Raw genomic sequence first — 14,263 nt, forward strand, 5'->3', positions numbered from 1 at the left:
CCCGCAGACCATGCCCCCCGCCATAGGCCGACGGCCCGGGCGGCATCCACCCCGCCAGCGCGCCCCCGGGCGGCGCCAGCACCTCGACCGTCAGCGGATGGCATCGGGCCGCGTCCGAGGAATGCTCCGCCCCGCAATCGCCCCCGGGGCAGGCCGACAGAACCCCGATCAGGTCGATCTCGGCCAGGAACGCGATCCGGTCGCCGGAGCGCACCGGGCTGGCCTTCATGAAGTACTGTCCCGTGTCGGCCGTGAAGCCCGTGCACATGAAGACATTCAGGACATCGTGCACCAGCGCCTCGGCCGCCGAGACAGGCAGCCCCGTTTCCGCCACCAGCGCCCGCGTCAGGTTGGAGTGGCAGCAATGGTGATAGTCCCGCCCCGTCAGCAGCCGGTGCGTGTAGGGGTCGCAGCGGGTGCCGATCACGTCATGCACCCGGCCGCCGAACGGGTCGGTGCCGTACCAGCCCAGCGTGTCCTCGATCACCGTCGCCATGGGGCGCAGCCAGGGAAACCCCGACCACATCCGGTCCCCCACCCCCAGATGCGTGCCGTGCAGCGCCCGCGTCTTGCCGGAATAGAACCGCTCCGACAGGTTTTCGGCGGAAAACAGGTTCAGGTCCCCCACCTGCGGCCCCTCGGTGCACGCGATGACGAACACCTGACCCGCCGCCACCCGGAACGCGCGCGCATCGCGCGGGGGCACCACATGCCGTGCCACGGCGCGCGCGGCCGAATGCGCCGCCTGATACAGCGCCAGATCCGGGCGCGGCAGCGTCGTGTCGGGGTAGCAGATCACCGGCGGCACCTCACGGCGGGCGCGGGCGTCATCGGGTTCGGTCATGGGCGCTCCCTCGCTGCGGCGGCTTGCCACGCCGCCGCGGCCATCCTATCACGCCGCAATGTCGGATGACGAGGACCTCCCCCCCCTGCTGCGCGCCGCCCCCGACGGGCTGGAGTTCCGCAAGCTGCGCAAGCGCCTCGTGGCCCAGGTGCGCGAGGCGATGGAGACCTACGGCATGATCCGCCCGGGCGCCCGCTGGCTGGTGTGCCTGTCGGGCGGCAAGGACAGCTACACCCTTCTGGCGGTGCTGAGCGAGCTGAAATGGCGCGGCCTGCTTCCGGTCGATCTGCTGGCGTGCAACCTCGACCAGGGCCAGCCCGGATTTCCCGCCACCGTCCTGCCGGAGTTCCTGTCGCGCATGCAGGTCCCGCACCGCATCGAGTATCAGGACACCTACTCCATCGTCACCGCCAAGGTGCCGGCCGGGCGCACCTACTGCGCGCTGTGTTCGCGCCTGCGCCGCGGCATCCTCTATCGCATCGCCCGCGAGGAGGGGTGCTCGGCCGTTGTGCTCGGCCACCACCGCGACGACATCCTCGAGACGTTCTTCATGAACCTGTTCCATGGCGGGCGGCTGGCGTCGATGCCGCCCAAGCTGGTGAACGAGGACGGAGACCTGACGGTGCTGCGCCCGCTTGCGCTGGTGGCCGAGGCCGACTGCGCCCGCTTCACCCGCGCCATGGGGTATCCGGTGATCCCCTGTGACCTGTGCGGCAGCCAGGAGGGGCTCCAGCGTGCCCAGGTCAAGGCGCTGCTCGACGGCTGGGAGGCCAGCCACCCCGGCCGCCGACAGGTGATGTTCCGCGCGCTGACCACCGTGCGGCCGTCGCATCTGGCCGATCCGCGGCTGTTCGACTTTGCCGGGCTCGTGCCGGCGACGCCCGGGGCGGATTAACCCCACGGTCAGACCCATGCCCTAGCCTGTTCGGTGACGGCCCGCCTGGGGGCCGCGTCGGACCATGGGGGCATGATGACCTTCGGCATGCGGATGCGTGGGTGGGGCACACGGACCCTGGCGTTTGCCCGCCGGCCCGAACTGCTGGCCTTTCTGCCGGCGGTGACGCTGGCGGCCTGGTGGATGGGGGGCGAAGGCGCGCTGATCGCCACCGCGCTGGCGGTGCCGCTGGCCTATGCACTGGCGGGGATTGCGGGGGTGACGCCCGCACCGGTGGCCGCGGCCCCCGGCGTCGACCCCGTGACCGGGCTGGGGCTGCGCGACGGGGTGGAACGGGCGCTGGACATCGCGCTGTCGGGGCGTGGCGACGGGGCCGCGACCGCCTGCATCGTGATCGGCCTTGATGGCGCGGACCGGCTGGCGCGGCTGCACGGCCACAGCGCGTTTTGCGAAATCCTGGCGCGGACCGGGGCGCGGCTCGCGGGGGCGGTGCGGCGTGGCGATGTGGTCGTGCGGCTGGAGGGGGCCTGCTTTGCCGTGGCGCTGGCACCCTCGCCCGGGCTGGATCTGGAGGGGGCTTTGCAGACCGCCGCCCATCTGCAGGACACGCTGGAGGTTGACCTGCGCCTCGATGACATCACGGTCGCGCTGCGGGCCTCGGTGGGCCTGTGCCTTGCAGGGCGCGCGGCCGATCCCGGTGGGGCGGGGCTGTTGGCGGCGGCGATCGTGGCGATGGATGCGGCACATCTGCATGGGCCGGGGGCGATTCGCGCCTATGCCGACGACATGCGCCGCCGCAGCCAGGACATCGCCGAGCTGCGCCGCGACCTCGGCCCCGCGCTGGACGAGGGGGAGGTGCAGGCCTTCTTCCAGCCGCAGATCTCCACCTGCACCCATCGCGTGACCGGGATGGAGACGCTGGTGCGCTGGGACCACCCGCGCCGTGGCCTGCTGGCGCCGGCCGACTTCCTGCCGGGGCTGCTGGCCGCCGGCCTTGCCGACCGGCTGGGCGAGGTGATGCTGAGCGGCGCCTTGCGCGCCCTGCACCGCTGGGACCGTGCGGGCCACGACGTGCCCACCGTCACCGTCAACTTCGCCCCCGAGGAGCTGCGCAATCCCCGCCTGCCCGAACGCGTCCAGTGGGAGCTGGACCGCTTCGGCCTGACCCCCGACCGGCTGGTGATCGACATTCCCGAAGCCGTCCTTGCCCAGGGCGCCGACGAGATGCTGCGCCAGACGCTGCTGCGACTGGCCGAGCTTGGCGCGCGCATCGACCTCGACGCGCTCAGCGGCGGCCACGCCTCGGTCGAGGCGCTGGAGCGGTTCCCCGTCAACCGGCTGAAGATCGCGCCCCGCTTCGTGCGCGGCCTCGATGGCTGCGCCACCCGCCAGCGCACGGTCGCGGCGCTGCTGGCGCTGGCCGAACGGCTCGACCTCGACACCCTGGCCGTGGGGGTGGAGACGCCGGGCGACCACGCCATCCTCGCACAGCTTGGCTGCCGCCACGTCCAGGGTTTCGCCATCGCCCGCGCCATGCCCGAGGCCGCGGCCACAACATGGATCGCAACGCACACCGCAGGCATCGGCCCGCCCCTGCGCATCGGCAGCCCCAAACCCTGACCGCGCGCCCCTCCCCCGTCGCCCGATCGCGGCGCGGCGGGTCCGCGGGCACCCAGCGCGGGGGCCCGGGGTGCGCGCCCTCCCTCCCCATCATCAAGCGGACCCGGGGCCGATCCGGGCGCCATGGCAGGAACGACAGGACCGCGCCACTGGCGCCCGCGACAGGGGCTGATCCCCCCGTTCGATCCGCCTGCAGCTGTGGGTCCCGATGTGGGTCCCCGTTACCCGGCCCTTCCGACCTGATCGTCCAGCGTCCGGCCCGCGCCCGAGACAGGCCGCGGTCGCATCGGCCAGCGGGACGCGCGCTGGCTCCGGTCCCGAGGGCCGACCGCACCGCGCGCCGGGCCCCGGCCGGGACATCCCCTGATCGTGCGCCTGCTCCAATTGAACCCGGTGCAGCCCCTCGCCACTCCGCTGCGGTGGCCCTCCCTGTCGGGGGCCGCGCGTCGCAAGCCGTCCGTTTTCCAAAGATCCGCGCTCACCGATCCCGCCCGCGGTCAAGGACCGCGCGCCGTCATCCGGCCGCACCGCCGGGGCCCGGCCCCGTGCGGGATGCCTGCGGCCCGGCGCGGGCGTCTTTGCAATTCCGCCCGGCTGTGGCACAGCAGCCGCGCATCGTCCGCAAGGGAGCCCGGCCATGATCCTGTTGCCTGCCATCGACCTCAAGGACGGGCGTTGCGTGCGCCTGCTGCGCGGCGACATGGCCTCCGCCACCGTGTTCGGCGAAGACCCCGCCGCACAGGCCCGCAGCTTTGCCGCCGCCGGCTGCCGCTGGCTGCATCTCGTGGACCTTGACGGTGCCTTTGCCGGGCGTCCCGCCAACGCCGCCGCGGTCGAGGCGATCCTGGAGGCCGTCGATGTGCCCTGCCAGCTTGGCGGTGGCATCCGCGACATGGCAACGATCGAACACTGGCTCGACCGGGGCATCGCCCGCGTCATCCTCGGCACCGCGGCGGTGGAGGACCCTGACCTCGTGCGCGCCGCCGCCCGCCGCTTTCCCGGACAGATCGCCGTCGGCCTCGATGCGCGCGCCGGGCGCGTGGCCACCCGCGGCTGGGCCGAGGCGACGGAGATCGATGCCACCGACCTTGCCCGCGCGTTCGAGGATGCCGGGATCGCCGCCCTCATCTATACCGACATCGACCGCGACGGCGCCATGCAGGGCCCCAACATCGCCGCCACCGCCGCGCTTGCCCGTGCGGTCACGGTGCCCGTGATCGCATCGGGGGGGGTGTCGTCGATGGCCGACCTGATCGCGCTGCGCGACGCCGGGGGCATTTCGGGCGCGATCTCGGGGCGCGCGCTTTATGACGGGGCGCTGGACCTGTCGGCCGCCCTGCGCGCGCTGGAGGGCTGAGGGCATGCTCAAGACCCGGATCATCCCCTGTCTCGACGTGGCCGACGGGCGCGTGGTCAAGGGCATCAACTTTGTCGACCTGATCGATGCCGGCGACCCGGTGGAGGCCGCACGCGCCTATGATGCCGCGGGCGCGGACGAGCTGTGTTTCCTCGACATCCACGCGACGCATGAAAACCGCGGCACGATGTTCGACCTCGTGACCCGTACGGCCGAGGCGTGCTTCATGCCGCTGACGGTGGGCGGCGGCGTGCGCAGCCCCGAGGACGTGCGCGCGTTGCTGCTGGCGGGCGCCGACAAGGTCAGCTTCAACTCCGCCGCCGTGGCCGACCCCGACGTGGTCGCGCGCGCGGCGGACCGCTTCGGCAGCCAGTGCATTGTCGTTGCCATCGACGCGAAATCCGTGGGCCCAGGCCGGTGGGAGATCTTCACCCACGGCGGCCGCCGCCCCACCGGCATTGACGCCGTCGCCTTTGCCCGCACCGTGGCCGCGCGCGGCGCGGGGGAGATCCTGCTGACCTCGATGGACCGGGACGGCACGAAATCGGGGTTCGACCTGACCCTCACCCGCACCATCGCGGACGCGGTGCCGATCCCGGTGATCGCCTCGGGCGGGGTCGGCACGCTCGATCATCTGGTGGACGGCGTGACCGAGGGCGGCGCCAGCGCGGTGCTTGCGGCCTCGATCTTCCACTTCGGCACCTTCACCATCGGACAGGCCAAGGCCCACATGGCCGCCGCCGGAATCCCCGTGAGGCTTGCATGAGCCGCGACGCCCTTGACCGCCTTGCCGCCACCATTGCCGCGCGCCGGGGTGCCGACCCCGACACCAGCTGGACCGCGCGGCTGCTGGCGGCCGGTCCGGAAAAGGCCGCGCGCAAGTTCGCCGAGGAAGCGACAGAGGCGGTGATCGAGGCCGTGCGCGGCGATCGCGCCCGTCTGACCTCCGAGGCGGCGGATGTGATGTATCACCTTCTGGTGATGCTGGCGGCCTGCGACGTCACCCTGGACGAGGTGCTGGAGGAGCTGGCGCGGCGCGAGGGGACCTCCGGCATCGCCGAGAAAGCCGCCCGCCCCGCGCCGGAGGGATGAGTTCGCCGCCCGGTGCCCCTGTCAGGGCCCGCGTCAGTGGCCGTGGCCGCTCATCGGGGCCTTGACCGGCACATCCACGACCACCGTCGCGCCGGATTCGAAGGTCAGCGTCAGCGCGATCACCGCGCCGGGTTCGGGCGCCGCATCGATGCCCATGAACATTACATGGTCGCCGCCCCGCTCCAGCACATGCTCGGATCCGGCGGGCAGGGCAAAGCCGTCCTCGACCTCGACCATGCGCATCACGCCGGCGCTGTCCTCGATGTGGGTGTGCAGTTCCACCCGCGCGGCGATCCCGGCGGAGGCGGACACCAGCCGGTCATCCTCGGGGCCGGGATTTTCCAGCCGCATGAAGGCCGCGCCCGACTGCCCCGCGGGCGAGATGATGGCGAATGGCTCGTGCACCAGCGGCCCTTCGGCCAGGGCCGGAAGCGGCAGCAACATCAGCAGGGCGACGGCAAGGGGGCGCGTTGGCATGGCAGGTCCTTTCACGACACGACGCGCCCACGCTACCGCAACCTTCCAGCGGCTGGAAGCCTGGAAAACGCCACAGCCCCGCCACAGGGGCGGGGCCGGGGTCGCAGGTTCCGGACGATCAGGCGGCCAGGCGCCAGACGATCGCGCGGCAATCTATCAGGCGGCGGCGACGGCCGACTTGGCGATCTCGCGCTTGATGCGCAGCGCGCGGGCCGACAGTTCCTCGTCGCGGGCCTTGGCGAGGAAGGCGTCCAGGCCGCCGCGGTGATCCACCGACCGCAGCGCATGGGCCGAGATCCGCAGCCGGAAGCTTTGCCCCAGCGCGTCCGAGATCAGCGTCACCTCGTTGAGGTTCGGCAGAAACCGGCGGCGGGTCTTGTTGTTGGCGTGGCTGACGTTGTTGCCACTCATCGGGCCCTTGCCCGTCAATTCGCAGACGCGCGACATTGGCTTGATCCTCGTGCATGCGTTCCGGCGGGGCCGTGGCGCCCGCACAATGATGAGCATGGCGGATAGCCCGTCCCCGCCCGAAGGTCAAGCGCCCCGGCGCTATTTGCGGCGCAAATGCTCGTCCAGGCGGGGCATGATCTCGACAAAGTTGCATGGGCGGTGGCGATAATCGAACTGCGGGCCCAGAATGCCGTCCCAGGCGTCCCGGCATGCGGACGGGCTGCCGGGCAACGCGAACAGATACGTCCCCCCCGCGACCCCCGCACAGGCCCGCGACTGGATCGCCGAGGTGCCGATCTTCTGGACGGAGATCATGGTAAACAGCGTGCCGAACGCCTCGATTTCCTTCTCATAGACATCGCGATGGGCCTCCACCGTGACGTCGCGGCCGGTCAGGCCGGTGCCGCCGGTGGTCAGGACCGCATCCACGCCCGGCGCCGCCACCCAGGCGCGCAACTGCGCGGCGATGTCGGCACGCTCGTCCCGGCAGATCGCGCGGTGGACCAGCAGATGACCGGCCTGCGTGATCCGCTCGGCCAGCGTGTCGCCCGAGCGGTCCTGATCGGCCGTGCGGGTGTCCGAGACCGTCAGCACCGCAAACCGGACCGGAATGAACCCGCGCCCTGCCCCGTCCTGTGCCATGTTGCCCCCTGCGTGCTGCCCCGATACCCCCGGATGAATCGCCCCGGCCGCGGCGTCAAGCGGTTCGCGGACGGTCACGCGGATGTCACATCCCGCCCCTATGGCCGGGGTGCGGCGCACGGGAGGGATCATGGCGAGCTTTGCACTCAACGGCCTCGGGCGGATCGGCAAGCTGGCGCTGCGCGAGATGCTGGCGCGCGGGATCGTGCCCGCGTGGATCAACGACGCGGTGGGCGATCCGGCGATGCACGCGCATCTGCTGGAATTCGACAGCGTCCATGGCCGCTGGCCCGCGACATTCAGCCATGACGCCGACAGCGTGACGGTGGACGGCGCGCGCCTGCCGTTCATCGGCACCGCCCGGCTGTCGGATCTGCCGCTGGCGGGCGTCGATGTGCTGATCGACTGCACCGGCGCGCATCGCACCGCCGCCGCGCTGGCGCCCGCGCTGGAGGGTGGCGCGGGCCGGGTGGTCATCGCCGCCCCCGTGCATGACCCGCAGGCCGTCAACATCGTGGCTGGCATCAACAACGCCGCCTTCGACCCCGCCCGCCACCGCATCGTCACGGCCGCAAGCTGCACCACCAACTGCCTCGCCCCGGTGGTCAAGGTCATCCACGAAGGGTTCGGCATCCGCCACGGATCGATCACCACGATCCACGACGTGACCAACACCCAGACGCTGGTGGACCGCCCCGCAAAGGACCTGCGGCGCGCACGCTCGGCGCTGACCTCGCTGATTCCGACGTCGACGGGCAGCGCCTCGGCCATCGGGTTGATCTTTCCTGACCTTGCCGGGCGGCTGGACGGGCTGGCGGTGCGGGTGCCGCTGCTGAACGCCTCGCTGACGGATTGCGTGTTCGAGGTGTCCCGCCCGACCACGGTGGCGGAGGTCAACGCGGCCCTCTCCGCAGCAGCAGCCGGCCCCCTGCGCGGCATCCTGGGGTATGAGGACCGGCCGCTGGTGTCCGCCGATTACCGCGGCGACACCCGCTCGGCCATCGTGGATGCGGCCTGCACCCGCGTCATCGGCGGCACCCAGGTCAAGATCTATGCCTGGTACGACAACGAGACCGGCTATGCCCACCGCCTGGTGGACGTGGTGCAGATGGTGGGCGCCGCATGAACCAGCCCGACGGGCGCGCGGCCTATGTCGCGGTGACGGCGGCCTATTGGGCGTTCATGCTGACCGACGGCGCGCTGCGGATGCTGGTGCTGCTGCACTTCCACACGCTGGGCTTCTCGCCGGTGCAGCTGGCCTATCTGTTCCTGCTGTACGAGGTCGCGGGGATCGTCACCAACCTGTCGGCGGGCTGGATCGCGGCGCGCTTCGGGCTGGCGGCGACGCTGTATGCGGGGCTGGGGTTGCAGATGGCGGCGCTGCTGGCGCTGGCGCAGCTGGACCCGGGTTGGAGCGTGGCGGCATCGGTGACGTTCGTGATGGCGGTGCAGGGCGCGAGCGGCGTGGCCAAGGACCTGGCCAAGATGTCGTCGAAATCCGCCGTCAAGCTGCTGGCGCCCAAGGGGGGGCTGTTTCGCTGGGTGGCGGTGCTGACCGGCTCCAAGAACGCGGTCAAGGGGGTGGGCTTTGGCGTCGGCGCGGGCCTTCTGGCCACCGTGGGCTTCGTGCCGGCGGTGCTGGGGATGGCGGGCGTGCTGGCGGCGATCCTGCTGGCGGTGGTCGTGTTCATGCCGCCGGGCCTGCCGGCCGGGCGCCGGGGGGCCGCGTTTGCGGAGGTCTTCTCCACCTCCGCCAACGTCAACCGGCTGTCGGCGGCGCGGGTGTTCCTGTTTGCCGCGCGCGATGTGTGGTTCGTGGTGGGCATCCCGATCCACTTCTACGCGGTGCTGTCGGACGGCACGCCCGAGGGCAACCGCGCGGCGTTCTTCCTGATCGGCGGGTTCATGGCGGGGTGGATCATCCTCTATGGCGCGGTGCAGGCGGCCGCCCCGCGGCTGTTGCGCGCGGACACCCGCCCCGAGGGCGCGCTGGTGGCCGCCGCCCGGGGCTGGGCCATCGGGCTGGCGATGATCCCGGCGGGTCTGGCGTTGGCGGCGTTGCTTGCGGGCGGACCCGCGCCGTGGCTGACGGGGCTGCTGGTGGCGGGGCTTCTGGCGTTCGGCGCGGTGTTCGCGGTGAACTCCGCGCTGCATTCCTATCTGATCCTTGCGTTCACCCGGTCCGAGCGGGTGACGATGGACGTGGGTTTTTACTACATGGCCAATGCCGCCGGGCGGTTGCTGGGCACGCTGCTGTCCGGGCTGACATATCAGGCCGGCGGGCTGGGGCTGATGCTGGCCACGGCCGCGACGCTGCTGGGTCTGTCGGCGCTGTTCGCGGGGCGGCTGTCGCGCTAGCGCGCGAACCAGTCCGCCAGCATCCGCTCATACACCGCCGTCAACCGCTCGATCTGCGAAACCTCCGCGTTTTCATCGACCTGGTGCATGGAGTTGCCGACCAGTCCGAACTCCACCACCGGGCAATGGGCCTTGATGAACCGCGCGTCCGAGGTGCCCCCGGTGGTCGACATCACCGGCGTGCGGTTGGTCTCGGCCGTGACCGCGCCCGCGATCAGGTCGGGAAACGGACCCGGCGGGGTCACGAAGCTCTCGCCCGAGATGCGGCAGGCGACGTCCAGCCGCACCCCGGTGTCGTCCGAGACGCGCGCGGCCTGATCCTCCAGCCAGGCGATCAGGCCCGCGCCGGTGTGGTGGTCGTTGAAGCGGATGTTCAGCGCCGCCGTCGCCCGCGCCGGGATCACGTTGGTCGCCGGGTTGCCCGTGTCGATCGACGTCAGCGCAAGGGTGGAGGGGGCAAAGGTCTCGCTCCCCTCGTCCAGCGGGGCGCTGGCCAGCCGGTCGCACAGCCGCACCAGCGCCGTCAGCGGGTTCAGCGCCCGGTCGGGATAGGCGCTGTGGCCCTGCTTGCCGATCGCGGTGATGCGGGCGTTCAGCGCGCCGCGCCGGCCGATCTTGATCATGTCGCCCAGATCCGCGCGGCTGGTGGGTTCGCCCACCAAGCAGACGGCCATGGCCTCGCCCTGATCGGCCATCCAGTCCAGCAGTGCCACCGTCCCGTCGGTCGACGCCCCCTCCTCGTCGCCGGTGATGGTCAGGATCACCGCGCCGTCGGGCGGGGTGTGGGTCACGAAGCGCACCGCGGCGGTGACAAAGGCCGCCACACCGGATTTCATGTCGCACGCGCCCCGGCCCCAGACGCGGCCGTCGCGGATCTCGCCCCCGAACGGATCGACGGTCCAGGCCGCCGTGTCGCCCACCGGCACCACGTCGGTGTGCCCGTTGAAGCCGAAGGTCCGCGGATGCCCGCGCGCGCCCCAGCGGGCGAACAGGTTGGGCACGCCGCCGCGATCCACCCGGGTGCAGGCGAACCCGGCCCCCTCCAACACGCGCTGCAGCAGTTGCAGCGCGCCGCCTTCCTCGGGGGTGACCGAGGGGCAGCGGATCAGATCGGCGGTCAGGGCGACGGGATCGGGCAGGTCGGTCATGGCACGCTCCGGGCTGCGGGGTCGCCCTTGGCTAGCCCCCCGCCCCGGCGCAGGCAAGCCCGTCAGAACGGCAACACCCACGGCACCATCGCCACCACCACCACGAGCGTGATCAGCGTGAACGGCACGCCGATCCGCACGAAGTCGAGGAACTTGTACCCCCCCGGCCCCAGCACCAGCGTGTTCACCGGGCTGCTGACCGGCGTCATGAACGCAGCCGACGCCGCCAGCGCCACCGTCATCGCGAACGGATACGGCGAGATCCCCAGCGCATCCGCCACCGCCATCGCCACCGGCGCCATCAGCACCGCCGTCGCGGTGTTGGAGATGAACAGGCTGAACACCGAGGTGGTCACGAAGATCGCCGCCAGCAGCATCCGCGGGCTCGTCTCGCCCGCCAGCGCGACCAGCGCGTCGGCGGCCATGGCGACCCCGCCCGTCCGTTCCAGCGCAATGGAAAACGGAAGCATTCCAATGATCAGCACGAGGCTCTTCATGTGCATGGAGTTGTAGGCCCCGGCCATGGTGATGCAGCCCAGCAGCCCCAGCATCAGGCACGCGATCATCACCACCTGCACATTGGGCAGGATGCCCAGCACCATCCCCAGCACCATGAGCCCGATCACCAGCAGCGCCCAGGGCGCGCGGGCGGCCTCGGGCGCCACGTTGTCGGCCTCGCCCGGCAGGTCGAGCATCACCACCTCGCCGCGCGTGCCCTGCAGGCGCCGGATCGCGTGCCACGGGCCCATCAGCAGCAGCGTGTCGCCCGGGCGCAGCACCTCCTCGCGCAGCGCGCCGGGCACGGCATGCGCGCCGTGCTTGAGCCCGATCACCGCCAGATCATGGCGCGAGCGGATGCGCGCCTGCGTCACCGTCTGCCCCACGAGCGGCGAGGTCGGCGGCACCATCGCCTGCGCCAGCCCGATGTGGCGGGCGCGGTCGCTGAACCACCCGCCCTCCAGCGGCTGCGCACAGGCGCCGCTGCGCGCGCACAGCCCGTCGGCGTCGAAGCCGTTCTCCATCGCGTCGATCACCAGCACGTCGCCGGGGTGCAGGACGGTGTCGGCGCGCGGCCGTCCAATGCCCGCGCCGCGGCCGTTGCGCTCCACCGCGACGATGTTGACGCCTTCGCGCGCGCGCAGGTCAAGCTCCGACAGCGGCCGACCGGTCAGCGTCGACCCCTCCTCCAGCCGCAGCCGCAGGATGCGCCGCGTCAGATCGAACTCCTCCTCCCAGTCGCCCAGGCTGCGGCGCGTGGGGTCCGGCGGCGCCAGCACCGCGCCCCCGATGAAGCGGCGCATCGCGATCATGTAGACGATGGCCAGCGCCAGGATCGGCAGACCAAAGGGGGTGAAGTCGAAAAAGCCGAAGCCGTCCTCGCCGCGCCGCACCAGTTCGCCGTGCACGATCAGGTTGGGCGGCGTCGCCACCAGCGTCAGCATCCCCGAGATCAGCGCCGCCACCGACAGCGGCATCATCAGCCGCCCCGTCGCGATGGAGGCCGTGCGCGCGATCCGCAGCACCATCGGGATGAAGATCGCCACCACCCCCGTGGACGACACGATGGAACCCAGCGTGCATGCCCCCACCATCAGGAAGAAGATCAGCCGCGCCTCCGAGTGCCCGGCCCGCGCCGCGACCCAGTCGCCGAGCTTTTGCGTGATGCCGGTGCGCACCAGCGCCTCGCCGATCACGAACAGCGCCGCAATCAGGATGACATTGCTGTCGGAAAACCCTGACAACGCTTCAGGAACCGAGATCACGCCGGTGAACGGCAGCGTCACCATCACCATCACCGCCACCACATCCATGCGCGGCGTGTTGATGGCGAACATCACCACCGCCGCCAGCAGGATCGCCAGCACCAGAACAAGGTCGATCGGCAACGCGAGAAACGTGTCTGGCAGCATCGGGAAACCTTCCGGGCGGGTGCGGGGTGCGGGGGCGGACTATGCCGCGCTGCGGCGGTGATGAAAACCACCCATGCCGGGACGCGACACCGTGGCACCGCACCGCGCGGCAGGTCCGGACGCGCCAAGATTGACCTCGGGCGAAAAAACGCCTATTTATGCGCATCCGGCGCATTCGGCGCCGGATTTCGTCGGGGCGCGGGGAAGTGCGTCCCTTGGATGGCAGGCGGCGCGCTCGCGTCGCCCCACGGGGCCACTGGCCCGCAGTTTACGGACGTACATGACCCAGTTTTCCGATCTCGCGCTGGACCCCGCGGTCCTCAAGGCCGTCACCGATGCCGGCTACACCACGCCCACCCCGATCCAGGCCCAGGCCATTCCCGAGGCGCTGAAGGGTCGCGACGTGCTGGGCATCGCCCAGACCGGCACGGGCAAGACCGCCTCGTTCACACTGCCGCTGATCACGCTGCTGATGAAGGGCCGTGCCCGGGCGCGGATGCCGCGCAGCCTGGTGCTGGCCCCGACGCGCGAGCTCGCGGCCCAGGTCGCCGAGAACTTCGACACCTACGCCCAGCACACCAAGCTCACGCGGGCGCTGCTGATCGGCGGCGTCAGCTTTGGCGAACAGGACAAGCTGATCGACCGCGGCGTTGACGTGCTGATCGCCACCCCCGGGCGGCTGCTCGACCATTTCGAGCGCGGCAAGCTGCTGCTCAACGGCGTGCAGATCATGGTCGTGGACGAAGCCGACCGCATGCTCGACATGGGGTTCATTCCGGATATCGAACGGATCTTCTCGCTGACCCCGTTCACGCGGCAGACCTTCTTCTACTCGGCCACCATGGCGCCCGAGATCGAGCGGATCACCCGCACCTTCCTGTCCTCGCCCGCCCGGGTGGAGGTCGCGCGCCAGGCCACCGCCTCGGAAACCATCGCCCAAAGCCTCTATGAGGTGGCCGCCACCCGTCGCGACAGCGCGTTCAAGGAAAAGCGCGCCGTGCTGCGCGATCTGATCCGCTCCGAAGGCGACGCCTGCCGCAACGCGATCATCTTCTGCAACCGCAAGCTGGATGTGGATACGCTGGCGAAGTCCCTGAAGAAGCACGGTTTCGACGCGGCCCCCATTCACGGTGACCTGGACCAGTCGGTGCGCACCCGCACGCTGGAGGCATTTCGCGACGGCACCTTGAAGCTGCTGATCGCGTCGGACGTGGCCGCGCGCGGCCTCGACATTCCCGATGTCAGCCATGTGTTCAACTTCGACGTGCCCAGCCACGCCGAAGACTATGTCCACCGCATCGGGCGCACCGGTCGCGCGGGCCGCGACGGGCGGGCGTTCACGCTGGCGACACCGGCGGACGACAAGTACCTCTCGGCGATCGAGGGGCTGTTGCAACGCCAGATCCCGCGCGCCGCACTTCCGGCCTCGAGCGAAGCCACGGCCCCCGCCCGCCGCCGCCGCACCGAGGA

14 protein-coding genes are annotated in these 14,263 nt (G+C 71.2%); 8 read left to right on the plus strand and 6 right to left on the minus strand.

Annotated features, from left to right (window positions below):
- On the minus strand, positions 1–844 hold an 844-nt coding region (locus tag CCR87_RS03445), incomplete at its 3' end, for an urea carboxylase-associated family protein (protein ID WP_201156176.1).
- Positions 845–902: 58 nt separating this feature from the next.
- On the opposite strand from CCR87_RS03445, the gene ttcA reads away from it, so the two are divergent.
- The 5 genes from ttcA to CCR87_RS03470 all read left to right on the plus strand — a co-directional run bounded on the left by ttcA (position 903) and on the right by CCR87_RS03470 (position 5,808).
- A complete protein-coding gene (ttcA, locus tag CCR87_RS03450) occupies positions 903–1,739 on the plus strand; it encodes a tRNA 2-thiocytidine(32) synthetase TtcA (protein WP_201156177.1) in 837 nt (278 codons plus the stop codon).
- Positions 1,740–1,814: 75 nt separating this feature from the next.
- A complete protein-coding gene (locus tag CCR87_RS03455; protein WP_207186536.1) occupies positions 1,815–3,359 on the plus strand; it encodes a bifunctional diguanylate cyclase/phosphodiesterase in 1,545 nt (514 codons plus the stop codon).
- Positions 3,360–3,996: 637 nt separating this feature from the next.
- Positions 3,997–4,716 (plus strand): 1-(5-phosphoribosyl)-5-[(5-phosphoribosylamino)methylideneamino]imidazole-4-carboxamide isomerase, encoded by a 720-nt coding sequence (gene hisA / locus CCR87_RS03460; protein ID WP_201156179.1) that lies wholly within the window; start codon positions 3,997–3,999, stop codon positions 4,714–4,716.
- A gap of 4 nt (positions 4,717–4,720) precedes the next feature.
- Positions 4,721–5,482: an imidazole glycerol phosphate synthase subunit HisF gene (hisF, locus tag CCR87_RS03465; protein WP_201156180.1), complete on the plus strand. Its 762-nt coding sequence runs from the start codon at positions 4,721–4,723 to the stop codon at positions 5,480–5,482.
- Positions 5,479–5,808, plus strand: a complete 330-nt coding sequence (locus CCR87_RS03470; RefSeq protein ID WP_201156181.1) for a phosphoribosyl-ATP diphosphatase — start codon at positions 5,479–5,481, stop codon at positions 5,806–5,808. The genes hisF and CCR87_RS03470 overlap by 4 nt, the downstream gene beginning before the upstream one ends.
- A 33-nt stretch (positions 5,809–5,841) precedes the next feature.
- Here the strand turns inward: CCR87_RS03470 and CCR87_RS03475 are convergent, their stop codons facing one another.
- The 3 genes from CCR87_RS03475 to moaB form a co-directional block, all read right to left on the minus strand.
- On the minus strand, positions 5,842–6,285 hold the full coding sequence (locus CCR87_RS03475) for a copper chaperone PCu(A)C (RefSeq protein WP_201156182.1): 444 nt from the start codon (positions 6,283–6,285) through the stop codon (positions 5,842–5,844).
- A 156-nt stretch (positions 6,286–6,441) separates the two neighbouring features.
- Positions 6,442–6,732 (minus strand): 50S ribosomal protein L28, encoded by a 291-nt coding sequence (rpmB, locus tag CCR87_RS03480; RefSeq protein WP_201156183.1) that lies wholly within the window; start codon positions 6,730–6,732, stop codon positions 6,442–6,444.
- A gap of 102 nt (positions 6,733–6,834) precedes the next feature.
- Positions 6,835–7,377 carry a molybdenum cofactor biosynthesis protein B gene (moaB, locus tag CCR87_RS03485; protein WP_201156184.1) on the minus strand — a complete coding sequence of 181 codons (543 nt, stop codon included), beginning with the start codon at positions 7,375–7,377 and terminating at the stop codon, positions 6,835–6,837.
- A gap of 130 nt (positions 7,378–7,507) precedes the next feature.
- On the opposite strand from moaB, the gene CCR87_RS03490 reads away from it, so the two are divergent.
- Positions 7,508–8,503 (plus strand): ArsJ-associated glyceraldehyde-3-phosphate dehydrogenase, encoded by a 996-nt coding sequence (locus CCR87_RS03490; RefSeq protein ID WP_201156185.1) that lies wholly within the window; start codon positions 7,508–7,510, stop codon positions 8,501–8,503.
- A complete protein-coding gene (gene arsJ, locus CCR87_RS03495; protein ID WP_201156186.1) occupies positions 8,500–9,735 on the plus strand; it encodes an organoarsenical effux MFS transporter ArsJ in 1,236 nt (411 codons plus the stop codon). Before CCR87_RS03490 ends, arsJ begins: the two co-directional genes overlap by 4 nt.
- Here arsJ and dapE read toward each other — a convergent pair.
- Together dapE and CCR87_RS03505 are read right to left on the minus strand one after the other, a co-directional pair.
- Positions 9,732–10,883 carry a succinyl-diaminopimelate desuccinylase gene (dapE, locus tag CCR87_RS03500; protein ID WP_420850143.1) on the minus strand — a complete coding sequence of 384 codons (1,152 nt, stop codon included), beginning with the start codon at positions 10,881–10,883 and terminating at the stop codon, positions 9,732–9,734. The two genes, arsJ and dapE, sit on opposite strands and share 4 nt — an antisense overlap.
- Before the next feature lie 62 nt (positions 10,884–10,945).
- Positions 10,946–12,793, minus strand: a complete 1,848-nt coding sequence (locus CCR87_RS03505; RefSeq protein ID WP_201156187.1) for an SLC13 family permease — start codon at positions 12,791–12,793, stop codon at positions 10,946–10,948.
- Positions 12,794–13,073: 280 nt separating this feature from the next.
- On the opposite strand from CCR87_RS03505, the gene CCR87_RS03510 reads away from it, so the two are divergent.
- Positions 13,074–14,263: DEAD/DEAH box helicase (locus tag CCR87_RS03510; RefSeq protein WP_201156188.1), on the plus strand; the 1,190-nt coding region annotated here is incomplete at its 3' end.

It is taken from the genome of Rhodobaculum claviforme, assembly GCF_016653255.1.
In the GTDB taxonomy this organism is placed as follows: Bacteria; Pseudomonadota; Alphaproteobacteria; order Rhodobacterales; family Rhodobacteraceae; genus Rhodobaculum; species Rhodobaculum claviforme.